This is a genomic window from Pseudomonas sp. NBB, from assembly GCF_032701105.1.
Taxonomy (GTDB): Bacteria; Pseudomonadota; Gammaproteobacteria; order Pseudomonadales; family Pseudomonadaceae; genus Aquipseudomonas; species Aquipseudomonas asiatica.
The window spans coordinates 1078954-1105558 of sequence record NZ_CP103994.1 but is presented as its reverse complement, the minus strand read 5'-3'; the positions used below and the strand labels follow the sequence as shown (position 1 = coordinate 1105558).

At 63.3% G+C, this 26605-nt stretch carries 28 protein-coding genes; 11 read left to right on the top strand and 17 right to left on the bottom strand.

The annotated features are described in order from the left end of the window. Nucleotides 1–101: 101 nt before the first annotated feature. The 10 genes from hisC to NY023_RS05050 form a co-directional block, all read right to left on the bottom strand. The gene (gene hisC / locus NY023_RS05095; RefSeq protein ID WP_013971087.1) at nt 102–1148 is read right to left on the bottom strand and encodes a histidinol-phosphate transaminase; all 1047 of its coding nucleotides are present in this window, start codon (nt 1146–1148) and stop codon (nt 102–104) included. A 2-nt stretch (nt 1149–1150) separates the two neighbouring features. Continuing rightward, nucleotides 1151–2476 carry a histidinol dehydrogenase gene (hisD, locus tag NY023_RS05090; protein WP_013971086.1) on the bottom strand — a complete coding sequence of 442 codons (1326 nt, stop codon included), beginning with the start codon at nt 2474–2476 and terminating at the stop codon, nt 1151–1153. A 134-nt stretch (nt 2477–2610) separates the two neighbouring features. After that, nucleotides 2611–3246, bottom strand: a complete 636-nt coding sequence (gene hisG, locus NY023_RS05085) for an ATP phosphoribosyltransferase (RefSeq protein ID WP_003257924.1) — start codon at nt 3244–3246, stop codon at nt 2611–2613. Nucleotides 3247–3369: 123 nt separating this feature from the next. Then, nucleotides 3370–4635: a UDP-N-acetylglucosamine 1-carboxyvinyltransferase gene (gene murA / locus NY023_RS05080; protein WP_013971085.1), complete on the bottom strand. Its 1266-nt coding sequence runs from the start codon at nt 4633–4635 to the stop codon at nt 3370–3372. A 23-nt stretch (nt 4636–4658) separates the two neighbouring features. After that, nucleotides 4659–4898 carry a BolA family protein gene (locus tag NY023_RS05075; RefSeq protein WP_003255121.1) on the bottom strand — a complete coding sequence of 80 codons (240 nt, stop codon included), beginning with the start codon at nt 4896–4898 and terminating at the stop codon, nt 4659–4661. A gap of 117 nt (nt 4899–5015) precedes the next feature. Continuing rightward, nucleotides 5016–5318: a lipid asymmetry maintenance protein MlaB gene (locus NY023_RS05070; protein WP_015269065.1), complete on the bottom strand. Its 303-nt coding sequence runs from the start codon at nt 5316–5318 to the stop codon at nt 5016–5018. Further along, nucleotides 5315–5962 (bottom strand): phospholipid-binding protein MlaC, encoded by a 648-nt coding sequence (locus NY023_RS05065; RefSeq protein ID WP_003257922.1) that lies wholly within the window; start codon nt 5960–5962, stop codon nt 5315–5317. Before NY023_RS05065 ends, NY023_RS05070 begins: the two co-directional genes overlap by 4 nt. 9 nt (nt 5963–5971) lie before the next feature. Continuing rightward, nucleotides 5972–6457: an outer membrane lipid asymmetry maintenance protein MlaD gene (gene mlaD / locus NY023_RS05060; protein WP_003257921.1), complete on the bottom strand. Its 486-nt coding sequence runs from the start codon at nt 6455–6457 to the stop codon at nt 5972–5974. Further along, the gene (gene mlaE / locus NY023_RS05055; protein ID WP_013971083.1) at nt 6457–7254 is read right to left on the bottom strand and encodes a lipid asymmetry maintenance ABC transporter permease subunit MlaE; all 798 of its coding nucleotides are present in this window, start codon (nt 7252–7254) and stop codon (nt 6457–6459) included. Before mlaE ends, mlaD begins: the two co-directional genes overlap by 1 nt. Continuing rightward, nucleotides 7254–8063, bottom strand: coding sequence for an ATP-binding cassette domain-containing protein (locus tag NY023_RS05050; RefSeq protein WP_012270662.1), 810 nt, complete (start codon nt 8061–8063; stop codon nt 7254–7256). The genes mlaE and NY023_RS05050 overlap by 1 nt, the downstream gene beginning before the upstream one ends. 248 nt (nt 8064–8311) lie before the next feature. Here NY023_RS05050 and NY023_RS05045 point away from each other — a divergent pair, with 248 nt between their 5' ends. From NY023_RS05045 to NY023_RS05000, 10 genes are all read left to right on the top strand, one after another. Further along, a complete protein-coding gene (locus tag NY023_RS05045) occupies nt 8312–9286 on the top strand; it encodes an SIS domain-containing protein (protein ID WP_013971082.1) in 975 nt (324 codons plus the stop codon). A 12-nt stretch (nt 9287–9298) separates the two neighbouring features. Next, nucleotides 9299–9823 (top strand): KdsC family phosphatase, encoded by a 525-nt coding sequence (locus NY023_RS05040; RefSeq protein WP_013971081.1) that lies wholly within the window; start codon nt 9299–9301, stop codon nt 9821–9823. A gap of 8 nt (nt 9824–9831) precedes the next feature. Then, on the top strand, nt 9832–10404 hold the full coding sequence (gene lptC, locus NY023_RS05035; protein WP_013971080.1) for an LPS export ABC transporter periplasmic protein LptC: 573 nt from the start codon (nt 9832–9834) through the stop codon (nt 10402–10404). Further along, nucleotides 10391–10915 (top strand): lipopolysaccharide transport periplasmic protein LptA, encoded by a 525-nt coding sequence (gene lptA / locus NY023_RS05030; protein WP_023660773.1) that lies wholly within the window; start codon nt 10391–10393, stop codon nt 10913–10915. Before lptC ends, lptA begins: the two co-directional genes overlap by 14 nt. Continuing rightward, nucleotides 10916–11641 carry an LPS export ABC transporter ATP-binding protein gene (gene lptB / locus NY023_RS05025; RefSeq protein ID WP_003257916.1) on the top strand — a complete coding sequence of 242 codons (726 nt, stop codon included), beginning with the start codon at nt 10916–10918 and terminating at the stop codon, nt 11639–11641. A gap of 175 nt (nt 11642–11816) precedes the next feature. Then, a complete protein-coding gene (locus tag NY023_RS05020) occupies nt 11817–13310 on the top strand; it encodes an RNA polymerase factor sigma-54 (RefSeq protein ID WP_044046900.1) in 1494 nt (497 codons plus the stop codon). Between the two features lie 79 nt (nt 13311–13389). After that, nucleotides 13390–13698, top strand: a complete 309-nt coding sequence (hpf, locus tag NY023_RS05015) for a ribosome hibernation-promoting factor, HPF/YfiA family (protein WP_003255135.1) — start codon at nt 13390–13392, stop codon at nt 13696–13698. Nucleotides 13699–13710: 12 nt separating this feature from the next. After that, a complete protein-coding gene (gene ptsN / locus NY023_RS05010) occupies nt 13711–14175 on the top strand; it encodes a PTS IIA-like nitrogen regulatory protein PtsN (RefSeq protein ID WP_015269060.1) in 465 nt (154 codons plus the stop codon). 2 nt (nt 14176–14177) lie between these two features. Next, on the top strand, nt 14178–15032 hold the full coding sequence (gene rapZ, locus NY023_RS05005; RefSeq protein WP_013971076.1) for an RNase adapter RapZ: 855 nt from the start codon (nt 14178–14180) through the stop codon (nt 15030–15032). Nucleotides 15033–15051: 19 nt separating this feature from the next. Next, nucleotides 15052–15324: an HPr family phosphocarrier protein gene (locus NY023_RS05000; protein ID WP_013971075.1), complete on the top strand. Its 273-nt coding sequence runs from the start codon at nt 15052–15054 to the stop codon at nt 15322–15324. Between the two features lie 364 nt (nt 15325–15688). Here the strand turns inward: NY023_RS05000 and NY023_RS04995 are convergent, their stop codons facing one another. The 4 genes from NY023_RS04995 to pmbA all read right to left on the bottom strand — a co-directional run bounded on the left by NY023_RS04995 (nt 15689) and on the right by pmbA (nt 19734). Then, the gene (locus NY023_RS04995; RefSeq protein ID WP_031324295.1) at nt 15689–16300 is read right to left on the bottom strand and encodes a superoxide dismutase; all 612 of its coding nucleotides are present in this window, start codon (nt 16298–16300) and stop codon (nt 15689–15691) included. 75 nt (nt 16301–16375) lie between these two features. Next, entirely contained in the window at nt 16376–17752 is a 1377-nt protein-coding gene (locus tag NY023_RS04990; RefSeq protein ID WP_041506245.1) for a class II fumarate hydratase, read from the bottom strand. Next, entirely contained in the window at nt 17745–18146 is a 402-nt protein-coding gene (locus NY023_RS04985; protein WP_013971072.1) for a hypothetical protein, read from the bottom strand. The genes NY023_RS04990 and NY023_RS04985 overlap by 8 nt, the downstream gene beginning before the upstream one ends. A gap of 241 nt (nt 18147–18387) precedes the next feature. Beyond that, entirely contained in the window at nt 18388–19734 is a 1347-nt protein-coding gene (gene pmbA / locus NY023_RS04980) for a metalloprotease PmbA (protein ID WP_013971071.1), read from the bottom strand. Between the two features lie 108 nt (nt 19735–19842). Between pmbA and yjgA the strand changes: the two genes are divergently transcribed. Further along, entirely contained in the window at nt 19843–20364 is a 522-nt protein-coding gene (yjgA, locus tag NY023_RS04975) for a ribosome biogenesis factor YjgA (RefSeq protein ID WP_003255152.1), read from the top strand. A gap of 51 nt (nt 20365–20415) precedes the next feature. On the opposite strand, the gene tldD is transcribed toward yjgA, so the two are convergent. The 3 genes from tldD to NY023_RS04960 are packed head-to-tail and all read right to left on the bottom strand — an operon-like array spanning nt 20416 to nt 26551. Further along, nucleotides 20416–21855 (bottom strand): metalloprotease TldD, encoded by a 1440-nt coding sequence (tldD, locus tag NY023_RS04970; RefSeq protein WP_013971070.1) that lies wholly within the window; start codon nt 21853–21855, stop codon nt 20416–20418. A 2-nt stretch (nt 21856–21857) separates the two neighbouring features. Further along, the gene (locus tag NY023_RS04965) at nt 21858–22709 is read right to left on the bottom strand and encodes a carbon-nitrogen hydrolase family protein (RefSeq protein WP_013971069.1); all 852 of its coding nucleotides are present in this window, start codon (nt 22707–22709) and stop codon (nt 21858–21860) included. Nucleotides 22710–22717: 8 nt separating this feature from the next. Beyond that, the gene (locus NY023_RS04960) at nt 22718–26551 is read right to left on the bottom strand and encodes a YhdP family protein (protein WP_044046899.1); all 3834 of its coding nucleotides are present in this window, start codon (nt 26549–26551) and stop codon (nt 22718–22720) included. Between the last annotated feature and the right edge of the window lie 54 nt (nt 26552–26605).

The following is a 26605-nucleotide window of genomic DNA, read 5'->3' as shown; positions in this document are numbered from 1 at the left end:
AATACAGCAAATACCGATGGTTTCTGGCGATATTGGAAGTCCCTGTGGGAGCGGGCACGCCCGCTCCCACAAGGGCCGCGTCACGGCAGCTTGCAATACCGTCAGTTCAACGCATCGAGCAGCGCCTGGTTCATCTCTGGCGTACCGATGGTGATGCGCAGGAACTGGGCAATGCGCGGCTGCTTGAAGTGGCGCACGATCACGCCCTGCTCGCGCAGGCGTGCAGCCAGCTCACCGGCATCGTGCTGCGGATGGCGGGCGAAGATGAAGTTGGCCGCCGACGGCAGCACTTCGAAGCCCTTGGCCCGCAGTTGCCCGACCAATACCTCGCGGCTGTCGATCACCTTGCGGCAGGTTTCTTCGAAGTACTCGCGGTCCTCGAACGCCACCGCTGCGCCGACGATCGCGGCACGGTCCAGCGGGTAGGAGTTGAAGCTGTTCTTGATCCGCTCCAGCGCCTCGATCAGGTCCGGGTGCCCCACCGCCAGGCCAACCCGCAGCCCGGCCAGCGAGCGCGACTTCGACAGGGTCTGGGTGACCAGCAAGTTGTCGTAGCGGTCCACCAGGCTGATTGCCGTTTCGCCACCGAAGTCGATGTAGGCTTCATCGACCACCACCACCGAATCACGGTTGGCCTGCAGCAACTGCTCCACCGCCTGCAGCGGCATCAGGCAGCCGGTCGGCGCGTTGGGGTTGGGGAAGATGATGCCGGCGTTGGGCTTGTTGTAGTCCTCGATGCGGATCTGGAACTGCTCGTCCAACGCCACCTGCTCGAAGGCAATACCGTAAAGACCGCAGTAGACCGGGTAGAAGCTGTAGCTGATGTCCGGGAACAGCAGCGGTGCGTCGTGCTGGAACAGGCCGTGGAAGATGTGCGCCAGCACCTCGTCCGAGCCGTTGCCGACGAACACTTGTGCCGGCGTGACGCCGTAGTACTCGGCCACCGCCTGCTTCAGCCGGTCACCGTTCGGGTCCGGGTACAGGCGCAGGTTGTCGTTCAGCTCGCCGCGCATGGCCTCCAGCGCCTTGGGCGACGGGCCGTAGGGGTTTTCGTTGGTGTTCAGCTTGACCAGGCGGGCCAGCTTGGGCTGCTCGCCCGGCACGTAAGGCACCAGGTCCTTGACGAAGGGGCTCCAGAATCGACTCATGCTCAGTTCCCCTTCTCTTGGGTCAGAATGCGGTATTCGGCGCTGCGGGCGTGGGCGGTCAGCGACTCGCCACGGGCCAGGACCGAGGCGGTGTGGCCCAGCTCGGACGCGCCCTGCTCGGAGCAGAAAATGATCGACGAACGCTTCTGGAAGTCATACACCCCCAGCGGCGACGAGAAACGCGCGGTACCGGAGGTCGGCAGCACGTGGTTGGGCCCTGCGCAGTAGTCGCCCAGCGCTTCGCTGGTGTGGCGGCCCATGAAGATCGCGCCAGCGTGGCGGATGTGCGGCAGCCAGGCCTGCGGGTCGGCGACCGACAGTTCCAGGTGCTCCGGGGCAATGCGGTTGGCCACTTCCATGGCCTGCTGCATGTCACGCACCTGAATCAGCGCGCCACGGCCATTGATCGACTTCTCGATGATCTCGGCACGTTCCATGGTCGGCAGCAGCTTGTCGATGCTGGCGGCAACGCGGTCGAGGAAGGCGGCGTCCGGGCTGACCAGGATGGCCTGGGCGTCTTCATCGTGCTCGGCCTGGGAGAACAGGTCCATGGCGATCCAGTCCGGGTCGGTCTGGCCGTCGCATACCACGAGGATTTCCGACGGACCGGCGATCATGTCGATACCCACCTGGCCGAACACATGGCGCTTGGCGGTGGCGACGTAGATGTTGCCCGGGCCGACGATCTTGTCCACCTGCGGCACGCTTTCGGTACCGTAGGCCAGCGCGGCGACAGCCTGGGCGCCGCCGACGGTGAACACACGGTCGACACCGGCGATGCAGGCAGCCGCCAGCACCAGTTCGTTGACCTCGCCACGCGGGGTCGGCACCACCATCACCACTTCGGCCACGCCGGCGACCTTGGCCGGGATGGCGTTCATCAGCACCGACGATGGGTACGACGCCTTGCCACCCGGCACGTACAGGCCGGCGCGGTCCAGCGGGGTGACCTTCTGGCCGAGCACGGTACCGTCGGCCTCAGTGTACTGCCAGGAGTCCTGCTTCTGCCGCTCGTGGTACATGCGCACACGGTTGGCAGCCTTTTCCAGGGCTTCGCGCTGGGCCGGGGTAATGCGGGTCAGCGCCAGTTCCAGGCGCTCGCGACCGAGGATCAGGTCATCGATGGACTTGGCATCGACACCATCGAAACGCTGGGTGAATTCCACCAGTGCCGCATCGCCGCGCTCGCGCACGGCCTTGATGATGTCGAGCACGCGCTGGTTGACCGCGTCATCGGACACACTTTCCCAGCTCAGCAGATGATCCAGATGTCGGGCGAAATCCGGATCAGCAGCGTTGAGACGGGCAATTGCAGTGGACACGGTCATGGCGAGGGCCTCGATTATTGGCGAATGCTCAGGCGCCCTAGGCTACCAGTCCATCCGCGCGGGCACCCGAGAAAAATGGCTATGACGCGGATAGACGGGCGCGGCAGCGAAGGCCGCGCGCAGTCGGTAGAGAGTTAGCCGCGGTGTCGCGATTCGACCGCTCCGCGCAGCGTGTCGATCAGGCTCTGGATACGGGCGTGCTGCATTTTCATGGAGGCCTTGTTGACCACCAGGCGCGAGCTGATCGTGGCGATCAGTTCCTGGGGCTCCAGGCCGTTGGCACGCAGGGTGTTGCCGGTATCGACCACGTCGATGATCTTGTCGGCGAGGTTGATCAGCGGTGCCAGTTCCATCGAGCCGTACAGCTTGATGATGTCGACCTGGCGGCCCTGTTCGGCGTAGTAGCGCTTGGCTACGTTGACGAACTTGGTAGCCACGCGCAGACGGCCCTTGGGCTCGGGTGCGCCGACCACGCCAGCGGTCATCAGCTTGCAACGGGCAATCTGCAGGTCCAGGGGCTCGTAAAGGCCCTGGCCGCCGTACTCCATCAGCACATCCTTGCCGGCCACACCCAGGTCGGCGGCACCATGCTCGACATAGGTCGGCACGTCGGTCGCACGCACGATCAGCAGGCGCACATCGTCCTGCGTGGTGGGGATGATCAGTTTGCGGCTCTTGTCCGGGTTCTCGGTCGGCACGATACCGGCCTCGGCCAGCAACGGCAGGGTATCGTCGAGAATACGGCCTTTGGAAAGCGCGATGGTCAACATTGGAACGTCGGTCCTTAAGCGGCTACTGCCGGCCGGGCGTCGAGCCCGACCGCATTCAATTCGTTAGGCACATCCTGCGAAAGCGGGCAAATCCCACCCCCACAGGATGCACCAGGCAGACGACTAGCCCGGTACGCGACGGATCTTCGCGCCCAGCATCTGCAGTTTTTCTTCGATGCACTCGTAACCACGGTCGATGTGGTAGATGCGATCGATCAGGGTATCGCCTTCGGCTACCAGCGCCGACAGCACCAGGCTGGCGGAAGCACGCAGGTCGGTCGCCATTACCGGGGCACCCTTCAGCGCCTTGACGCCAGTGACGATGGCAGTGTTGCCTTCGACCTGAATCTGCGCGCCCATGCGGTGCATTTCGTAGACGTGCATGAAGCGGTTTTCGAAGATCGTCTCGATCACTGCACCTGTGCCTTCGGCAATGGCGTTGAGCGAGATGAACTGCGCCTGCATGTCGGTCGGGAACGCCGGGTAAGGGGCGGTACGCAGGTTGACGGCTTTCGGCCGCTTGCCGTGCATGTCCAGCTCGATCCAGTCTTCGCCAGTGTTGATGTCGGCGCCGGCTTCCTTGAGTTTTTCCAGTACGGCTTCAAGGATGGTCGGGTCGGTGTCCTTGACCTTGACGCGGCCGCCGGTCACGGCAGCGGCAACCAGGTAGGTACCGGTCTCGATACGGTCCGGCATCACGCGGTAGTTGGCCGAGTGCAGGCGCTCGACGCCATCGATGACGATGGTGTCGGTACCAGCGCCCTGGACCTTGCCGCCCATGGCGTTGATGAAGTTGGCCAGGTCGACCACTTCCGGCTCGCGCGCGGCGTTCTGCAGCACGCTGCGGCCCTTGGCCAGGGCAGCGGCCATCATGATGTTCTCGGTACCGGTCACGCTGACGGTGTCGAAGAAGAAGTGCGCACCGCGCAGGCCACCCTCAGGTGCCTTGGCCTTGATGTAGCCGCCTTCGACTTCGATCTTCGCGCCCATGGCCTCGAGGCCACGGATGTGCAGGTCGACCGGGCGCGAACCAATGGCGCAACCGCCAGGCAGGGCCACTTCGGCCTCGCCGAAACGGGCAACCATCGGGCCCAGCACCAGAATCGAGGCGCGCATGGTCTTGACCAGCTCGTAAGGTGCAACCAGTGTCTTGATGGTGCGAGGGTCGATCTCGACAGCCAGCTTTTCGTCGATCACCGGCTCGATGCCCATGCGGCCGAAGAGCTCGATCATGGTGGTGATGTCGTGCAGGTGCGGCAGGTTGCCCACGGTGACCGGGCCGTCGGCCAGCAGGGTCGCCGCCAGAATCGGCAGGGCTGCGTTCTTCGCGCCCGAAATGCGGATCTCGCCATCAAGGCAAGCGCCGCCAGTAATAATCAGTTTGTCCATTGGAATCTCGCCGCCACGTTGGCTCAGGTGCGCTCAGCCCAGGCTGCGCTGCTGAAAAATTTCATGGTTACCGCATGGATGCTGCCATTGGCGATCCACGGATTCAGGTGAGCATAGATCGCCTGCTGGCGTTTGACCGGGCTCAGGCCAGCCAACTCGTCGCTGATCACGTTCAACTGGAAGTTGCAGCCTTCGCCTTCAACTTCGACCCGGGAACCCGGCAATTTCTCTTCAAGGAAGCTTTTAACTTCTACGGCCTGCATGCTCAACCTCAATCGGCGCCCGATGCGCACGGGTCGGCCATCATACAAAAAAGCCCCTCGCCTGCGAAGCCCAACGAGGGCTTCACTGACCGAGGGGCCATCATCCGTGCCGGGCCATCAGGTTGCCAGCACTTCATCGAGATCATAGACCTCGGCAATTTCCCGCATGTCGTCCGGCATGCTGCGCACCTGGCAACCCTTGCCTGCGGCCTGGGCATCGCGCATGAAGGCCAGCAGCAACGACAGGCCGACACTGGTGGAACGCTGCACTGCCGAACAATCGAGCACCAGCTGCGCCTCGCGGCAGGCCGCGATCAGCGCCTTGCCCTGCTTGCGCAGGACCGGCCCGCTGCGGTAGTCCAGCACGCCGGCCAGGCGCAACACGCCCGGCTCGGCCATGCTTACACCGGCCTCACTCATTTGACGGTCTTCTCCGGCGAGTTGTCGGCGGCCTGCTTGGCCTTGGCCACTTCGCCGGCCCAGCCGTCGATGGTCTTGTCCAGGTCGTTGCCATTGCGCTGCATGGCGTCGGCGAACTGGTCGCGGAACAGCTTGCCGATATTGATGCCGTTGACGATCACGTTGCGCACCTTCCACTCGCCACCGATGTTCTCCAGGGTGTACTGCACTGGATACACGGCACCGTTGTTGCCGGTGACCTTCATGCCAACGCTGGCGCGCTTGCCGTCATCAGCCTTGGCCGGGTCGACGGTGATGCCCTGGTTGTTGTACTCGAGCAGGGCATTGCCATAGAACTGCATCAGGCTGCGCTTGAAGTTTTCCTGGAAGCGCTGCATCTGCTCGGGGGTGGCCTTGCGCGAGTACTTGACGGTCATGATGCTCTTGGAAATACCGTCAGCGTCCACCACCGGGCCGAGGATGCGGTTCAGCGCATCATAGAAGGCATTGGGGTTGGACTTGTACTGTTCCTTGTTGGCCTTGAGGTCGCCCAGCAGTTCAGTGGTGGTGCCCTGAACCACATCGTGTGGCGTCTGCGCAGCCACGGTCAGCAGGGGGAAGGCCGCCAGCAGGACCAGCAGGCCACGTCGCAGGATTGAAATCATGGAAACTCCTTAATTAGCCGGTTGCGCTTCTTTCGGTTCCTTGCCAACGGAGTTGAGCAGGAACTTGCCAATCAGATCTTCCAGCACCAGTGCCGACTGGGTGTCGTGGATGGTCCCGCCGTCCTTGAGCACCTGGTCCTCACCGCCCACGCTGATGCCGATGTACTTCTCGCCAAGCAACCCGGCGGTCAGGATCGAGGCAGTGGAGTCGGTCGGCAGGTTGTCCACCGACTTGTCCAGCTGCAGCGTCACCCGACCGGTGTAGGAATCGCGGTCCAGATCGATGGCGGTAACCTTGCCGATGGTCACACCGGCCATGGTCACTTTAGCTCTGACCGTCAAACCGGCGATATTGTCGAAGTAGGCATAAACTTTATAGGTATCGCTGCTCGGGCTGGCCGACAGCCCGCTGACACGCAGGGCCAGCAGCAGCAGCGCCAGGATCCCGGCCAGAAGGAACAGGCCGACACCGATTTCCAGGGTGCGGTTTTGCATCAGAAATCTCCAAACATCAAGGCGGTCAGAATAAAGTCCAGACCCAGCACTGCCAACGAGGCATAGACCACGGTCTTGGTGGTGGCACGGCTGATCCCTTCTGAGGTGGGCTCACAGTCGTACCCCTGGAATACGGCGATCCAGGTCGTGACGAAGGCAAATACCAGGCTCTTGATCAGCCCGTTGAGCACATCGTCCGTGAACGAAACACTGTTCTGCATGTTGGCCCAGAACGAGCCCTCATAGACGCCCAGCCAGTCCACCGCCACCCACGAGCCACCCCAGATGCCGACCACGCTGAAAATCAGCGCCAGCAACGGCAGCGAGATGAAACCGGCCCACAGGCGCGGCGCGACGATGTACTTGAGCGGGTCGACGCCGATCATTTCAAGGCTCGACAACTGCTCGGTGGACTTCATGTTGCCGATTTCTGCGGTCAGCGCCGAACCGGCACGGCCGGCGAACAGCAACGCCGTCACCACCGGGCCGAGCTCACGCAGCAGGGTCAGGGCGACCATCTGCCCCACCGCCTGCTCCGAGCCGTACTTGGTCAGGATGCTGAAGCCCTGTAGCGCCAGCACCATGCCGATGAACACCCCGGACACGACGATGATCGCCAGCGACAGCACGCCCACCGAATACAGCTGCTTGGTCAGCAGCTGGAAGCCGCCGCCAATGCCGCCACGGCCGATCAGCGCATGGAACAGGAACAGGCAGGAGCGCCCCAGCACCGCCAGCACGTCGATGGCCGAGCGACCCAGCAGGCGGACACGTTCGAGTAAGGATTTTCTGCGCATCAACGCGCTCCCAGCAGGTCGGCGCGGTAGTCAGGCGCAGGGAAATGGAAAGGCACCGGGCCGTCCGGGTCGCCCTTCATGAACTGGCGAATCCGCGGGTTGTCCGAGCCCATCAGCTCGTCAGGCGTCCCCTGGCCCAGCACCTGGCCATCACCTACGACATAGATGTAGTCGGCGATGCTGGCGGTTTCCGCCAAGTCGTGGGAAACGACGATGCTGGTGATACCCAAGGCGTCGTTGAGCAGGCGGATCAGACGCACCAATACACCCATGGCGATCGGGTCCTGGCCGACGAACGGCTCGTCGTACATGAGGATCTGCGGGTCGAGGGCAATCGCCCGGGCCAAGGCCACACGGCGCTTCATGCCACCGGACAGCTCGTCGGGCATCAGGTCGATGGCACCGCGCAGCCCCACGGCCTGCAGCTTCATCAGAACGATATCGCGGATCATCTCATCCGACAGCTGGGTATGCACGCGCAGCGGGAACGCGACGTTCTCGAACACATCGAGATCGGTGAACAGCGCGCCGCTCTGGAACAGCACCCCCATTTGCTTGCGGGCGTCGAACAGGTCGCTGCGCGACAACGTCGGCAGGTTCTGCCCGGCAACCCAGACCTCACCGCTGGAGGGGCGCAACTGCGCGCCCATCAGGCGGAGCAACGTGGTCTTGCCGCAACCCGATGGCCCCATGATGCCGGTGACCTTGCCGCGCGGGATGCGAATGTCGACGTTGCTGAAAATGCTGCGCGAACCACGTTTGAAGGTAACCCCCTTCAACTCGACCGCGTAGGCGCTATCCACACTCATCTAGACTCCTTGCTAGTGCAGCCTCGTCCTAATGGACGTCGGCCTCCATCTGGAAGGCACAAGCGCCCCTGGCAGGCCGAATAGCGGCGAACTATAGCACCGCTGACAGCGCCGCCCCAAGGTCAGCTAGCGAGTCGTTCAGCCCTGCGACAGGCTGGCGAGACATTCACCCCGGCAATCGAAAGCGTGAGGGTTTCTTTCATTGCAGCTATAATCGCCGCCTTTTCATCAGGCATTGCTTTTTCGACATGAGCCAATCCAGCGAGCTGATCCAATCCGCACAACGCACCCTGCGCCTGGAACTCGAGGCCGTAGAGGGCCTGCTGGCGCGCATCGACGAAAATTTCGTCAAGGCCTGCGAACTGATCCTGGCCAGCAAGGGCCGGGTCGTCGTGGTCGGCATGGGCAAGTCCGGGCACATCGGCAACAAGATCGCCGCCACCCTGGCAAGCACTGGTACACCGGCGTTTTTCGTGCACCCGGCCGAAGCCAGCCATGGCGACATGGGCATGATCACCCGCGATGATGTCATCCTTGCCCTGTCGAATTCCGGCAGCACTGCCGAAATCGTCACCCTGCTGCCGCTGATCAAGCGCCTGGGCATCAAGCTGATCAGCCTGACCGGCAACCCGGACTCGCCCCTGGCCCAGGCTGCCGAGGTCAACCTCGACGCCCGCGTCGAGCAAGAGGCCTGCCCGCTGAACCTGGCCCCCACCTCCTCCACCACCGCATCGCTGGTGCTGGGCGACGCGCTGGCCATTGCCCTGCTCGAAGCCCGCGGTTTCACCGCCGAGGACTTTGCCTTCTCGCACCCGGGTGGTGCACTGGGCCGCCGCTTGCTACTCAAGGTGGAGAACGTGATGCACGCTGGCGACGAACTGCCCCAGGTGCCCCGCGGTACCCTGCTCAAGGACGCGCTCCTTGAAATGTCCCGAAAAAGCCTGGGCATGACCGTGATCGTCGAAGCCGACGGCAAGCTGGCCGGGATCTTCACCGACGGCGACCTGCGCCGCAGCCTGGACCGCAACATCGACATCCACACCACCCTGATCGACCAGGTCATGACCGTGCACGGCAAGACGGCCCGCGCCGAAATGCTCGCGGCCGAGGCACTGAAGATCATGGAAGACCACAAGATCAACGCCCTGGTGGTGGTGGACCGCGAGGACCGCCCCACCGGCGCCCTGAACATGCACGACCTGCTGCGCGCCGGCGTGATGTAAGAGAGCGATGGAATGAACCAGAACCTCATGCAACGCGGCAAGCACATCAAGCTGGCAGTGTTCGACGTGGACGGCGTGCTCACCGACGGGCGCCTGTACTTCCTCGAGGACGGCAGCGAGTTCAAGACCTTCAACACCCTCGACGGCCAGGGCATCAAGATGCTCATGGCCTCGGGCGTGACCACCGCTATCATCAGCGGGCGCAAGACCCCGGTGGTCGAGCGCCGGGCGAAGAACCTCGGCATCCCGCACCTGTATCAGGGCCGCGAAGACAAACTGGTGGTGCTGGACGGCCTGCTCGCCGAACTGGGCCTGAGCTATGATGAAGTGGCCTACCTTGGCGACGACCTGCCCGACCTGCCGGTGATCCGCCGGGTCGCCCTGGGCATGGCGGTGGCCAACGCCGCGCCGTTCGTTCGCCAGCACGCACATGGCGTGACCCAGGCACGTGGCGGCGAAGGCGCGGCCCGTGAATTCTGCGAACTGATCATGCAGGCCCAGGGCACCCTGGACGCTGCCAACGCCAACTACCTGTAAGGCTGCCCATGTTCAGCAAGAAAGCCCGCAACATTACGCTGCTCGCAGTGATCGCCGCCCTGCTGGTGGCGATCGGCTACTGGAATGTCAGCCCGGAAAGCTTCCTCGACAAACCTGTGGCCCAGGTCGACGAAAGCGCCATCGACTACTACGCGGTCAACGCCCACAGCGTGCAGTTCCTGCCCGACGGCAAGCTGCAGTACGAAATGACCGCTGACAAGGTCGAACACCTGAAAGCCAGCGAAATCACCCTGCTGACCACGCCGGACCTGCACCTGTACCGCGGTACCGAATACCCGTGGCACGTACAGAGCACCCGCGCCGAGGTCAACCCGGACGGCAGCGAAGTCGAACTGATCGACAACGTACGGGTCGCCCGCACCGACGAAAAGCAGCGTGAAATGATCATTACCAGCACACGCATGACCGTGTTCCCGCAGAAGCAATATGCGCAGACCGAGCAAGCCGTTAGAATCGACGGCGCCGGTGGCACAACTACGGGCAAAGGTATGAAAGCGTATTTGAAAGAAGGCAAGATGGACTTGCTCTCTAACGTAAGAGGACAGTATGAGGCTCGTTAAAACCCTCCCCCTTTTGCTCAGCCTGAGCGCAGCACTGGGAAGCGCGAGCGCCCTCGCCCTGCCGAATGACCGTGACCAGCCTATCCGCATCCAGGCCGACAACGCCCACCTGGACGACAAGCAGGGCGTGGCCACCTACACCGGCGACGTGATCATCACCCAGGGTTCGATGATGATCAAAGGCAACACCGTGACCATCACCCGTTCCGCCTCCGGCGACATCGACGTGGTGACCTCGGTGGGCAACCTGGCCTACTTCGAGCAACAGCAGAGCGCAGCCAAGCCAGACAAGATGAAAGGCTGGGCGGTGACCATCCAGTACCAGTCGCAGAAGGACATGGTCATCCTCACCGACCGCGCCAAGGTCGAGAGCGAAGGCAACACCACCGAAGGCGAGAAGATCGTCTACAACACCCAGACCCAGGTGGCGACCGCCGGTCGTGGTGGCAACGTGACCTCGCCGCGTCAGCGTATCGACATGGTGATCCAGCCCAAGAAGAAGGCCGAGTAAATGGCAACCCTCAAAGCCCAGCACCTGGCCAAGAGCTACAAGGGGCGGCAAGTCGTACGCGACGTCAGCCTGTCGATCGACAGCGGCCAGATCGTCGGCCTGCTCGGCCCCAACGGCGCCGGCAAGACCACCTGCTTCTACATGATTGTCGGCCTGGTCCAGGCCGATCAGGGGCGCGTGCTGATCGACAACCTCGATGTCAGCCACCAGCCCATGCACGGTCGCGCCCGCGCCGGCATCGGCTATCTTCCGCAAGAAGCCTCGATCTTCCGCAAGCTGTCGGTGGCCGACAACATCATGGCCATCCTCGAGACCCGCAAGGACCTCGACCGCGACGGCCGGCGCAAAGAGCTGGAAAGCCTGCTGCAGGAGTTCCACATCAGCCACATTCGCGACAACCTCGGCATGAGCCTGTCCGGTGGTGAGCGCCGCCGCGTGGAAATTGCCCGCGCGCTGGCGACCGCACCCAAGTTCATCCTGCTGGACGAACCGTTTGCCGGTGTCGACCCGATTTCGGTCGGTGACATCAAGCAGATCATCCACCACCTCAAGGCCAAGGGCATCGGTGTACTGATCACCGACCACAATGTGCGTGAGACCCTGGATATCTGCGAAACCGCCTATATCGTCAATGATGGCCGACTGATCGCCGAAGGCGACGCTGAAACCATCCTGGCCAACGACCTGGTCAAAGAAGTTTACCTGGGCCACGAGTTCCGACTCTGAGCCTGGCACGCGCCTGGAGTACTGGCAAATCGCCCTGAAACCCGGGGTAAAGTGTTACGGTACTCTAGGCAAACGCTACAATTTAAGGCATAAAACTTGCTTGATCTGGCGCCCCGGCGCCCTCGTGTAGTGGATGGCGCATGCGCGCCGGCGAACAAGGTATTAAGCCCCAGCCATGAAACCATCGCTCGTCCTTAAAATGGGCCAGCAACTGACGATGACACCTCAGTTGCAACAGGCCATCCGCCTGCTCCAGCTCTCCACCCTGGACCTCCAACAGGAAATCCAGGAAGCGCTGGAGTCGAACCCGATGCTCGAACGTCAGGAAGACGGCGACGACTTCGACAACAGCGATCCGATGGCGGACAACGCCGAAAACAAGCCGGTCGCCGAAGTCCAGGACAACAGCTTCCAGGAAAGCACCACCAGTGCCGACACTCTGGAAGACGGTGAATGGAGCGAGCGCATCCCCAACGAGCTGCCGGTCGACACCGCCTGGGAAGACATCTACCAGACCAGTGCCAGCAGCCTGCCAAGCAACGACGACGACGAGTGGGACTTCACCACCCGCACATCGGCCGGTGAGAGCCTGCAAAGCCACCTGTTGTGGCAGCTGAACCTGGCTCCGATGTCCGACACCGACCGCCTGATCGCCGTCACCCTGATCGACAGCATCAACGGCCAGGGCTACCTGGAAGATAGCCTCGAGGAGATCTGCGCAGGTTTCGACCCGGAGCTGGATATCGAGCTGGACGAGGTCGAAGCGGTACTGCACCGCATCCAGCAATTCGAGCCAGCCGGCGTTGCCGCACGCACCCTTGGCGAATGCCTGTTGCTGCAATTGCGCCAGCTGCCTGCCAGCACCCCGTGGATGACAGAAGCCAAGCGCCTGGTCACCGACTTCATCGACCTGCTCGGCAGCCGTGACTACAGCCAGCTGATGCGTCGCATGAAAATCAAGGAAGACGAGCTGCGCCAGGTCATCGAGCTGGTACAAAGCCTCAACCCGCGCCCCGGCTCGCAGATCGAGTCCAGCGAGCCTGAGTACGTGGTGCCCGACGTCATCGTACGCAAGGACAGCGACCGCTGGCTGGTGGAGCTGAACCAGGAGGCCATTCCGCGGCTGCGCGTAAACCCGCAGTACGCTGGCTTTGTGCGCCGAGCCGACACCAGTGCCGACAACACCTTCATGCGCAACCAGCTGCAGGAAGCGCGCTGGTTCATCAAGAGCCTGCAAAGCCGCAACGAAACCCTGATGAAAGTGGCCACGCAGATCGTCGAGCATCAACGCGGCTTCCTCGACCACGGCGACGAAGCGATGAAGCCCTTGGTGCTGCATGACATCGCCGAAGCGGTGGGCATGCACGAGTCGACCATTTCGCGGGTAACCACGCAGAAATACATGCACACCCCGCGTGGCATCTACGAACTGAAATACTTTTTCTCCAGCCACGTCAGCACCTCCGAAGGCGGAGAATGCTCGTCTACGGCTATCCGCGCGATCATCAAGAAACTGGTTGCGGCGGAAAATCAGAAAAAGCCATTGAGTGACAGCAAGATCGCTGGTTTACTGGAGGCACAAGGCATCCAGGTAGCCCGTCGCACCGTCGCCAAGTACCGCGAGTCTCTCGGCATCGCACCGTCGAGCGAGCGCAAGCGACTGATGTAGCCCCTGAGATGTGCCACAGCGTTTGTGGGGCAGGTGCAAGACCTGCCTCTTTATGCACGGGCAACAAAGGAGAAGCTGTATGCAAGTCAATATCAGTGGACAGCATGTAGAAGTCACCCAGCCACTGCGCGATTATGTGCTTGAAAAGCTCGCTCGCGTGGAAAGTCACTTCGACAAGATCACCAACGTGCAGGTCATCATGAAAGTCGAGAAGCTGCAGCAGAAGGTCGAGGCGACCTTGCAGATTCCCGGCGGCGAAGTGGTTGCCAACGCCGAACACGAAGACATGTATGCAGCGATCGACGCCTTGGCCGACAAGCTCGACCGCCAACTGAAAAAACACAAGGAAAAACAGCAAAGCCTGCTGCAAGGTGCAGCTGCCCGCTGATCCCCCTCATCCATGATCCGACTTGAAACCATCCTGACCCCCGGCCGTTCCCTCGTGAACGTGCCGGGCGGCAGCAAGAAGCGCGCCCTGGAAAAGGTCGCCACCGTCATCGCCGAACAAGTGCCCGAACTGGAGATGCAGGACGTCTTCGAAAAACTGGTCGCCCGGGAAAAACTCGGTTCGACCGGTTTCGGCAACGGCATCGCCATCCCGCACTGCCGGCTTGAAGGATGTTCCGCTCCGGTCAGCGCCCTGCTGCACCTGGAAGCGCCTATCGACTACGACGCCATCGATGGCGCGCCGGTGGACCTGCTGTTCGTCCTGTTGGTGCCAGAAGCCGCCACCGATGCCCATCTGGAATTGCTGCGCCAGATTGCCAGCATGCTCGATCGCAAGGAGGTCCGTGATCGCCTGCGTGCGGCCACCAGCAGCGAGGCCCTGTTCCAGGTTGTCCTGGACGTACAGAACGAGCACTGAACATGCGCCTGATCATCGTCAGCGGCCGGTCCGGCTCCGGCAAGAGCACCGCCCTCGATGTCCTGGAAGACAACGGTTTCTACTGCATTGACAACCTGCCCGCCGGGCTGCTGCCGCAACTGGCGGAAAATGCGCTGATCAACACCGAGTTGCAGCAACCCAAGGTCGCCGTGTCGATCGACGCGCGCAACTTGCCCAGCCACCTGACGCGTTTTCCCGAGTTGCTCGAAGAAGCCCGCGCCCGGCATATCCAGTGCGACGTGCTGTACCTGGATGCCGACGAAGACGTACTGCTCAAGCGCTTCTCGGAAACCCGCCGACGCCACCCGCTGACCAACGCCAACCGCTCGCTCGCGGAAGCGATCCGGGTGGAAAGCGAATTGTTGGGGCCGATTGCAGACCTGGCCGACCTGAAGATCGACACCACCAGCCTGAACCTGTACCAGCTGCGTGATTCGATCAAGCTGCGCCTGCTCAACCAGCCAGAGCCTGGCACCGCGTTCCTGGTCGAGTCGTTCGGTTTCAAGCGCGGAATGCCGGTCGATGCCGACCTGGTGTTCGATGTGCGCTGCCTGCCCAACCCCTACTGGAAGCCCGAGCTGCGTGAGCACTCCGGCCTCGACCAACCGGTGATCGACTACCTGGCCGCACAGCCGGATGTCGAAGAGATGTTCAACGACATTTCCAGCTACCTGCTCAAGTGGCTGCCCCGCTTCGCCGCCAGCAACCGTGCCTACGTCACCATTGCCATTGGCTGCACCGGCGGCCACCACCGCTCGGTGTACATCACCGAACGCCTTGGCCAGTTGTTGCAGCAATCCCTGAAAAACGTCCAGGTCCGCCACCGCGACCTCTAGCCCAAGGATCCGCCCCACGATGCCCGCCCGTGAAATCACCATCATCAACAAGCTGGGTCTGCATGCCCGGGCGGCAGCCAAGTTCGTCGGCGTTGCCGGCCGCTTCCCCTGCCAGGTGAGGGTTGGCCGTGCGCCGGACAAGCTGGTGGATGGCAAGAGCATCATGGCGGTGATGATGCTGGCGGCCGGCAAGGGCACCCAGGTGCACCTGCATACCGAAGGCGAGCAGGACGACGATGCCATGGCAGCGCTGGTCGAACTGATCAACAATTATTTCGACGAAGGCGAATGAAATTCGCTGGCCCATTCGCAAGCGGTACGCGTACCCTGTGGGAGCGGCTTTAGCCGCGAAGAATCCAACGCGGTGCATGGCACCGGCTGCGCCGGTGTTCGCGGCTAAAGCCGCTCCCACAGAGCCCCCGCTAATTCAATGAATTATGTGCCGCTCCCACAGCGAAACCGGTGAACACCCCATCATCCGGCGCAAACCGATGCACAGCCCCAAGCGGGCCAGGCCAGGTCCAACCAGGCGAAGCCGCGCGCCAATAGCAATGCAGTGCCTGCGAGCAACAGCAAAGTCCCAAGCGTCATGCGAAACAGGCGAAACAGGCGCACACGGCTGACGGACATCATCTGGTAGCGCATACCGGGGAGACTCACCTCAGGGTTTCGAGGTAGCGGCGCTCCACTTCCGCCCAGTCAATGACGTTGTAAAAGGCACCGATGTATTCCGGACGACGGTTCTGGTACTTCAGGTAATAGGCATGCTCCCACACGTCCAGGCCGAGGATTGGCGTGTTGCCGTGCATCAGCGGGCTGTCCTGGTTGCCGCTGCTTTCCACTACCAGGGTTTTCTGCGGGGTCACGCTGAGCCAGGCCCAGCCACTGCCGAAGCGGGTCAGCGCAGCCTTGGTGAAAGCCTCCTTGAAGGCATCGAAGCCGCCCAGTTGGGCATCTATGGCCTGCGCCAGAGCGCCCTGCGGCTCTCCCCCACCCTGCGGCGACATCACGGTCCAGAACAGGCTGTGGTTGGCGTGCCCGCCGCCATGGTTGGTCACCGCACCACGCAGGTTTTCCGGCAGTTGCCCGACCGCGCCGAGCAGTTTTTCCACCGGCCACTCAGCCCACTCGGTGCCTTCGATGGCGGCGTTGAGGCCAGTGACGTAGGTCTGGTGGTGCTTGGTGTGGTGGATTTCCATGGTCTGCGCGTCGATGTGCGGTTCCAGCGCAGCGTAAGCGTAAGGCAGTGCAGGCAACTTATGGGGCATATCAGTGAATTCCGTAGGCATGGGTTGGGCGATGACCAATGCGGCCACCGCTGGCGCTTGGGCCGTGACTCAGTGTCAGATACCACCGGCGGTGAGTTTTTCCGGGTCCAGTAGCGTTTCCAGCTGGTCACGCGACAGGTCGGTGTGCTCCAGCGCCACGTCGATGATCGGACGGCCTTGCTTGTAAGCGGTCTTGGCGATTTCGGCGGCCTTGAGGTAGCCGATGATCGGGTTCAGCGCCGTGACCAGAATCGGGTTGCGTGCCAGGGCTTCCTTGAGCTTGCTTTCGTTGACCTTGAAGCTGGCGATGGCCTTGTCGGCCAGCAGGCGGCTAACGTTGGCCATCAGCTCGATGCTCTCCAGCAGGTTGCGGGTGATCACCGGCAGCATCACGTTCAGCTCGAAGTTGCCGGACTGGCCAGCGATGGCGATGGTGGCGTCATTGCCGATCACTTGGGCGGCGACCATGGCGGTGGCCTCTGGAATCACCGGGTTGACCTTGCCCGGCATGATCGAAGAGCCCGGCTGCAGGCCTTGCAGCTCGATTTCGCCCAGCCCGGCCAGCGGGCCAGAGTTCATCCAGCGCAGGTCGTTGGCAATCTTCATGAGCGCCACGGCGGTAGTCTTGAGCTGGCCGGACAGGGCCACTGCGGTGTCCTGCGAGCCGATCAGGGCGAACAGGTTCTGCCCGGGGGTGAACTCGACCTGGGTCAGGCCGCTGAGCTGGCGGGCGAAAACAGCAGCGAATTGCGGGTGGGCGTTGATGCCGGTACCCACGGCCGTGCCGCCCTGGGCCAGGGCCTGCAGGCTCGGCAGGGTAGCTTCGATGTGTGCCTTGGCGCCATCGATCTGCGCCGCCCAGCCATCCAGCACCTGGCTCATGCGCACCGGCATGGCGTCCATCAGGTGGGTGCGGCCGGTCTTCACGTACTGATGCACCTGTGCCGACTTGGCCTCGATCACCTGCACCAGATGCGCCAGGGCGGGCAGTAGCTGCTCATGCAAGGCCAGGGCGGCGCTGACGTGAATCGTGGTGGGGATGATGTCGTTGCTGCTCTGGCCGCAGTTGATGTGGTCGTTGGCGTTGACGACCTCACCCAGCACGCGACTGGCCAGTGTGGCGATCACCTCGTTGGCGTTCATATTCGAGCTGGTTCCGGAGCCTGTCTGGAACACATCCACCGGGAAATGCTGGATGAAGTCACTCGCCAGGAGTTGCTCGACTGCCGTTACGATGGCCTGGCCTTGCGCGGTCGACAACTGTTCCAGTTCGACGTTGGCCTTGGCCGCGGCAGCCTTGGCCAGCAGTAGTGCACGAATGAACTGGGCCGGCATGCGCTGGCCGCTGATCGGGAAATTGTCGACCGCGCGTTGGGTCTGGGCGCCGTACAGGGCCTGGGCCGGCACCTGGAGTTCGCCCATGCTGTCACGCTCGATACGGGTATCACTCATCATCAAATCCTTGCATCAGTTCATCGGGAGAAATCGACGGCAGCAGGCGGCAATTGGCCAACTGCATGGCGTAGGGCTGCCAGCGCTGGTTCTGTGCCTCGCGGTCGAGGTTGCGCAGGTCCAGCAGAGGGCGCCAGGCCTGGTCCAGGCACAAGCAGCGCCAATGCCAGGGCAGCATGCGGTCGCAGGCGGTATCCAGCAGCAGGCGGAAGGAAGTCAGCGCCACCGTCCATGAAGAGGTCTCGGTACAGCACACCAGGTAGCGGCCTTCAGCCAAGTAGTGCTCGATCAGGCGCGGTTCGTCGGGCTCGAGCGCACAGCGGATGCGTCGGCTGAGCCAGCGCCAGTTTTCCAGGTAGGGCAGTTCGCGGAGGACGGGTTTCATGAACATCATCGCCGAGCTACTGGTTAATGATATTCATTATTAAGTGATAAATAGAATCACTTCAAGATAGATGATGAAACAAAAAACCCGGCATGGGGGCCGGGTCTTCGGTTTCATTGAAAATTCTGTAGTGCCTGCAACGGCCTCTTCGCGGGTAAACCCGCTCCTACAGGAATCGCATTAGACTGGAGCCTTATGCGATTCCTGTAGGAGCGGGTTTACCCGCGAAGAGGCCGCTACAGGCTATGAATCAGCTACCCGCCACAGTCATCCGCTCGATCAGCACCGACCCGGTGTGAATGTTGCTTCGGGTCTCAAGATCGCTGCCGATCGCGACAATCTGCTGGAACATGTCTTTCATGTTCCCGGCAATGGTCACTTCCTGCACTGCGTGCTGAATCTCGCCATTCTCGACCCAGAAGCCTGCCGCGCCACGGGAATAATCCCCCGTCACCATGTTCAGGCCATGCCCCATCAACTCGGTCACCAGCAGCCCACGGCCCATACGCCGGATCAGCGCCGCCTGGTCTTCGACACCATGGCTGACGAACAGATTGTGCACACCACCAGCGTTGGCAGTGCTTGGCAAACCCAGCTTGCGCCCGGAATAGGTACCCAGCAGGTACGACACCAGCTCACCCTTGTCGACGAACGGCTTGGCATAGGTAGCAAGGCCGTCACCGTCGAATGCGGCACTGCCCAGTGCCCGCGGAATGTGCGGACGCTCGTCGAGGGTCAGCCAGGTGGGGAACAGGCGCTGGCCGATGGTCCCCTCCAGGAACGACGACTTGCGGTACAGGTTGCCGCCGGAGATGGCCGACAGGAAGCTGCCGAACAAGCCACCTGCCAGCTCGGCCGAGAACAGCACCGGCACCTCGCAGGTCGGCACCGGACACGCACCCAGGCGGCTGGCGGCACGCTGGGCAGCGCGCACGCCGATGCTACGCGGGTCTGCCAGCAGGTTGCCCTGGCGGTTCACGTCGTACCAGTAGTCACGCTGCATCTGGCCGTCGCCTTCGGCGATCATCACGCAGCTCAGGCTGTGCCGGGTCGAGGCGTAGCCACCGATGAAACCATGGCTGTTGCCATACACGCGGCAACCCTGGTGGGTATTGAGGGTGGTGCCGTCGGCATTGAGGATGCGCGGGTCGGCGTCGAACGCCGCCGCCTCGCAGGCCAGGGCCATCTCGATGGCCTTCTCTGGCTCGAGGTTCCAGTCGTGATACAGGTCCAGGTCAGGGATCTCGCGGGCCATCAACGCTGCGTCGGCCAAGCCGGAACATTCGTCCTCGGAGGTATGCCTGGCAATCGCCAAGGCCGCGGCGACGGTTTCGCGGATCGCTTCCGGACCACTGGCCGAGGTGCTTGCCGAGCCTTTGCGCTGGCCCACATAGAGGGTGATGCCAAAGCCCTGGTCGCGATTGAATTCGACCGTCTCGACCTCTCGCTGACGTACCGTGGTGGACAGGCCCTGCTCCAGCGACACCGCCACTTCGCAGGCACTGGCCCCCTGGCGGCGCGCCTCGGCAATGATCGCCTCGACCTGCTCCTGCAATGCTGGCAGGTCCTTCGGACCTACGCTCTGGACTGCACTCATGGTTCTCTCCACTCAAATTCTGCGTTCGGCGAGGGTCATTCTACGACCGGGCCGGACAAGCGGCCCCCGACTGGTTATCATGGCGGCGATTTCTAGCGGACTGCCACCATGGTTGATTCAAACGACGACGCCTTCGACGGCGAAAAAAGCAAAACCCAGATCAAGCGCGAGCTGCATGCGCTGGTCGAACTCGGCGAGCGCCTTACCACGCTCAAGGCCGATACCCTGGCTCGCCTGCCGTTGACCGACGAGCTGCGCAAGGCCCTGGCCGAAGCCAGCAAGCACACCGCTCACGGTGCCCGCAAACGCCACATGTCGTTTGTCGGCAAGCTGATGCGCGTGCAGGATCTGGATGCCATCCACGCCCTGCTCGAACAGATGGACAGCTCGACCCGCCAGTACAACGAGCGCTTCCACAGCCTGGAGCGCTGGCGCGACCGGTTGATCGACGGTAATGACGAAGACCTCGAACGCTTCGTCAACGAATACCCCGACACCGACCGCCAGCAGCTGCGCTCGCTGGTACGCCATGCCCAGCACGAGAAGGCGCGGAACAAGCCGCCTGCCGCCGCGCGCAAGGTGTTCAAGTACATCCGCGATCTCGACGAGCTGCAGCGCGGGTTGCGCTGACAGGCTGGGGCCCTGTGGGAGCGGGCAAGCCCGCTCCCACACCCGAAGCCATCACGCCCCTGTACCGCCCACGGTGATCGCATCCAGCTTCAAGGTTGGCTGCCCGACCCCCACCGGCACCGACTGCCCGTCCTTGCCGCAAGTCCCTACCCCGCTGTCCAGCGCCAGGTCGTTACCGACCATCGACACCCGGCTCATCGCTTCCGGGCCATTGCCGATCAGGGTCGCCCCCTTCACCGGCGCGGAAATCTTGCCGTCTTCGATCAGGTAGGCCTCACTGGTCGAGAACACGAACTTGCCGCTGGTAATGTCCACCTGGCCACCGCCGAGGTTGGCGCAGTAGATACCCTTCTTCACCGAAGCGATGATTTCCTGCGGGTCGCTTTCGCCCGCACGCATGTAGGTGTTGGTCATGCGCGGCATCGGCAGGTGCGCGTAGGATTCGCGGCGGCCGTTGCCGGTCACCGCCATGCCCATCAGGCGCGCATTCAGCTTGTCCTGCATGTAGCCCTTGAGCACACCGTTCTCGATCAATGTGGTGCACTCGGTCGGGGTGCCTTCGTCATCCACGCTCAGCGAGCCACGGCGGCCTTCGAGGGTGCCGTCGTCGACAATGGTGCACAGGCTCGACGCCACTTTCTCGCCAATGCGGCCGCTGAACGCCGAACTGCCCTTGCGGTTGAAGTCACCTTCCAGGCCATGGCCGACAGCCTCGTGCAGCAGCACGCCCGACCAGCCCGAACCCAGCACCACCGGCAGGGTACCAGCCGGTGCCGGGATCGCCTCCAGGTTCACCAGGGCCTGGCGCAGCGCTTCGCGGGCATAGCCCATGACCCGCTCTTCGGTGAAGAAGCGGTAGTCGGTACGCCCGCCACCGCCCTGCCCGCCACGCTCGCGGCGGCCATTCTGCTCGACGATGACGCTGACGTTGAAGCGCACCAGCGGGCGCACGTCGGCGGCCAGGCTGCCATCGGCCGCAGCGATCAGGATGCGCTCCCAGACCCCGGCCATGCTCACACTGACCTGCTGGATACGCGGGTCAAGGGCGCGGGTGGCGGCGTCGACACGCTTGAGCAGTTCGACCTTTTCGGCACGGCTGAGCACATCCAGCGGGTTGTCCGCCGGGTAAAGCGCGGTCACGTCCTGGCTGCGGAAGGCCTGCACCTTGCCGTTCTGCCCGGCACGCGAGATCGAACGGGCGGCACGGGCGGCCGAGGTCAGCGCTTCGAGGTTGATTGCGTTGCTGTAGGCAAAGCCGGTCTTTTCACCGGATTGGGCACGCACGCCCACGCCCTGGTCGAGGTTGAAACTGCCCTCTTTGACGATGCCGTCTTCCAGCGCCCAGGTTTCCGAGATCTGCCCCTGGAAATACAGGTCGGCGGCGTCGATGCCGGGGCCGGCCAACTCACCCAGCACGCTCTGCAGGCTGTCCAGGGTCAAGCCGCCTGGGGCCAGGAGCTGCTCGCTGACGGTGGATAACATCTGGCTCATAGTCACTCCGAGGTGTGCGCAGGCCGCAACGCGCCCTGCGAGAAAAAGCGCCGGTGCGATACCACCGGCATGCGCGCCCGGATGGACGCTTGTTCGTCAATGTCGCGTTCGGCGAGCAATACTGCTTCACCTTGCGCCTGTTCAGCGACGATGCGCCCCCAGGGGTCGACGATCGCCGCATGGCCATGGGTTTCCCGTGGCCCCGGGTGGGTGCCGCCCTGTGCCGCAGCCAGCAGGTAGCACTGGGTCTCGATGGCACGGGCGCGCACAAGCACTTCCCAATGTGCCGCGCCCGTTACCGCAGTGAAGGCGGCTGGCGCAGTGATCAGTTCCGCGCCGGCGGCGCGCAGTGCGCTGTACAGTTCGGGGAAGCGCAGGTCGTAGCACACGCTCAGCCCCAGCCGCCCTACTGGCGTATCGGCCACTACCACTTGGGCGCCGTGGGCATAGTCGTCGGACTCGCGGTAACGGCCACGATTGTCGGCAACGTCCACATCGAACAGGTGCAGCTTGTCATAGCGTGCCGCTACCTCACCGTGTTCGTCGATCAGCAGCGAGCAGGCATGGGCCTTGGCTTCAGGTTGGCCGACCGGTGGCAATGGCAAGGTACCGGCGACAATCCATAACTTGAGGTCGCGGGCGGTGCGTTTCAACCATGGCAGGATCGGCCCTTTGCCCAACGCTTCGGCGCGGCCGATGGCAGCGGCGTCCTTGCGGCCCATGGCAGCGAAGTTTTCCGGCAGCACCGCCAGCCGTGCGCCGCCAAAGGCGGCCTGCTCCAACAGGGCACCGGCGCGCTGCAGGTTGGCCAGCACATCGTCCTGGCTGACCATCTGGATTACCGCTGCCTTCATGGGCACTCCTAACGGGATTTCTCGAAAGGTTTCACAAATGTGATTCTAGGCTCTTTCACCGGACCTTCGACACGGTAGTGCACGCTGGCGAAGCGTGACACCCGGTCACCGATCAGCCGGTCCACCAGGAATAGCGCCCCGCCCACGGCTGGCGCGCCGACAATCAGGGCTGCCAGCGGCAGGTTATTGGTCACTGGCAGACTTACCTGCAGGTTGGCATCGACCCGGTCGCGCACCAGGTCCAAGGTGCCGTCCAGCTCGAAGTTGCTCGACGGGCCAGTCACGGCGATTGGCTCGCGGGTCACATAGACACCGTCACTGGCTACCAGCAAGCCTTTGACGCGGTCGTAGGCCAGGCCCTTGTCGAACAGGTCGGAGAAGTCCAGGCGCAAGCGCCGGCCGATGGAGTTGAAGTTCAGCAGGCCGAACACCCGCAGCGCCTGGGCACTGCCCTCGACCTCCACGAACTGGCCGGTGCGCAGGGCTGCGTCCATGCTGCCGGAGAAGCGCTTGAGGCTCACCGAGGCCGGCGAACCCGGCCAGCGGCCATCTACATCCAGGCGGAAGTCGCGGCTGGTCACGGTCGGCGCAAAGCCCCAGGCCTTGAGCACATCCGCCAGGTTGTTGCCGTCCAGGCGCCCTTTGTACCAACTGCCGGTTTTTCCCGGTTCGCCTTCCCAGCCACCGCCACCATCGATACGCAGTCCTTTGAAGTCGAGGTCTATATCGCTGGCGGTCACGCCACGCGCGGTCGGCCGCAGCTTGAGCGACGCACTGCCGTACAGGTCGTCACCGCGATAGAGCTTGTCGATGCTCAGGTCCAGTGCCGGAACCTTGCGCGGGTCGAACGAAGCCAGCGGGTCCGGGCCCTCCTCGGCCTGTGCCTCTGCCTGCTTTTCCGCCGCGCTGGCGGCGGGCAGGCGCAAGGTCTGCATGCGCACCACCATTGGCGCGCCCTTGGCATCCGGCACCCGGGCGTTGCCGATGACTTCCTTGCTATCGAGGCGCAAATCCCAGGCGGGGCCGCCACGGGCCAGGCGCACCACGGCCTGGTTCAGGTCCAGGCCAAAGGCTTTCAGCTGGCCGATGCTCAGGTCTACGCCTTGCAGGTTCTGCCTCGCGCTACTGCCCGGGTCATCGCCGGCCAGGCGCGCCGCCTGTTCCTGCCAGGGCCCCAGGTCCAGCGTCTCCAGGTGCCCGCGCACTCGCAGGCCCTGGCCGGCAGGTACCTGGGCATCACCGGCGCCCAGCAGCAACTCGCCACGGCCCTGCCCCAGCTTCTCGGCCGGCGCGGCGTAGGCAAAGCGGGCAAGGTCGGTGTAGGCGACATCGAAGCGCCGCTCCGGCCCCTGCAGGGTCATGCTGAAGCGTGTGTCACGGGTATCGGACGCTGCCTTGCCGAACGGTGCCGGCAGGTCTATGGCCAAGCCCTTGAGGCTGGAATCGACACTCAGACGGTTGTCCCGGCTACCCAGGCTGACCTGCAACTGGTAAGGCAGGTCGCCGGACGCCGGCAAGGCCTGCTTGAACTGCAGCCAGTCGGTCAGAGCCTTGAGTGACACCTGGCCGCTGGCGTTGACGCGTGTCTGCATCTGCCCGGGCTGGCCTTCGGCGGTGATTTGCGCCGTAACAGGCTTGCCGAACGCTTGCAGGCTGATGCCCTTGCCGCTCAGGCCCTTGTCCAAATCAAAGCTGAAGTCACCCTTCAGGCGGCTCAACTCCAGACTCGGCGGCGCAACCTTCAACCGCGCATCGTCGGTGGCAAAGTCTACCTGCACTTTCGGCCGCTGCCCGCGGGCCAACGGAATGTCGAGCTTGACCTTGCCCTTGAGCGGCCCCTCGCCCTCCCAGCCGGCGAATATCTCGCCAGTGCCGATTGGCGCCTCCTTGAGGATCTTCAGGCCATCGCCCAGGCTCCCGTCGAAGTCACCATCGAGGTACAGGTGGCTTTGCTGGCCCTCGTCGACATGCGGGATATCGACGCTCACATTACTGACCTTGGTATCGAGGAGTACGCCACGCTGGGCCTTGATGCGCACACCACTGTCCTCGATGAACACATCGCCATCCACGTGCTGCACCTGCGGCCAGCCCGGCTGGAAGTCCAGGGCTGCATCACGCACCTTGAAGAACAGGCTGATGCTGCGGGCTTCCGGCGCGACACCATGGTTCAGCGAGCCTTGGTACTGGAAGTAGCCTTCGTCCACCGTGCCTTTGACGATCGCACTGCGCAGCCATTCATCGAGTGCCGGGCTGAGCACCTCGGGCAGGTACTTGGCGGTGTAGCGGCCATCGCCTTCGGTCAGGCCGACGCGCAGGTCCATGTAGTCTTCACGGCCTTCTTCGAACAACAGGCGAATGAGGAAGTCACCGGCGATCTTGCCCTCCTCGCCCAGTACCTTGAGGTAAGGCGCGACCAGGGTGAAACCCTCCTTGTCCAAGGCCCAGGTCAGGCGCGCATTGGCCTTCTGGTAATGCCAGGGTTTGGCGAAGATCGGGTACAGGTGCAGCATGAACGCATCGGTATCAAGGCGCAGTTCGCCATGACCAAGGTCTCCGCTGATGCTGCCGCTGACGTTACCGGCTGCCGGGGCATTGTGATAGGCATCGAAACCGACCTTCTCCAGGTTGGCTTCGAACTGCAGGCGCTGGTCACCCTCAGCCTTGGGCCGGGCTACCAGACGCACATTGCGCAACGCGCCGGTCACATTCAGGCCATCGACCACGGCCATGACCTTGTCCGGGAGTGGCGCCAGGGCATCGACGAGCGGTGTCAACGGCGTGAGGTCGAGGCGGTCGGCCTGCACGTTCCAGCTTTCCGCGGCAGCGTCCTCGCCTGGACGCTGCTGCATTTGCAGGTGCGACTCCCAACGGGTCTTGCCGACGTCCATGGCCAGGGAGTCGACTACCACATCGAAGCCTTGTTCCTGGCGCTGGAACCAGGCACCCAGGGCCAGGTTGTTCAGCCTGGCCGCCTTGCGCCCGGCATAGGCACCGTGCAGCTCCGGTGCATTGAGGCGTACAACGGCCTGCTGCAACTGCCCCTTGCTCCAGTCCACCCAGAACTCGCCGCCCGCCCGCAGGGCGTCGGCATGCCACTGGCCCAGCAGGCGTGGCGGCAACCAACGCGCCCAGTCACTCTGTGGCAGGCTCAGATAGGCTTCGACCTGGCCGTCGCGCCAGGCGCTGGGCGTGGCACGACTGCGCAGGTTCAGCGACAAGGGTTGGCCATCGGGCAGGGTCGCGCGCAGGTCCAGGGCATGGCGCGAAGCTCCGGCCTGCAGGCCAACGCTCACATAAGTCAGGGTCAACGGGTCGCGCTGCCAGGGGTGCAGGGTGACCTGACTGTCGAACACATCAATGCGGCCCAACTGGCGCAGTCGCTGCAACAACTCGGCGGGGTCGAGCGGCGCATCGTCCTTCTTCGGCAGGCCTTCGAGGCTCCAGGCGCCCTGCTCGTTCTCGCGCAGAATCAGCTGCAGGCCGCCCAACTGAATGCGTGCCAGGCGTACTTCTCGGGCAGTGAGGCTAGCCCAGACATCGGGGACTACCTTGACGTCGTCCAAGCGCAGGGCCGTCGCCCCATCGCCCAGTTGCAGGTCGCGCACCCGCAGCACCGGTGCCAGGCCGCTCCAGCGGCCTTCCAGGGCACCAACGTGCACGGGCAGGCCCAAAGCCTGCTCGGCCTTGCTTTCCACATCGGCGCGATACTCGGCCACCAACGGCACCAGTTCGCGGCCGAGGCTGACATACAGCGCCACCAGTACCGCCAGCAGGGCGCAAACGCCCAGCGCCCAGCGGGTCAAGGCGACAAGAACGCGGGTCAGACGTCCCATGGCCATGGCCCTCCAGGTCGTTTATCCATGATGGCCCGTAGCCCCGGATTTTCCAGCCCG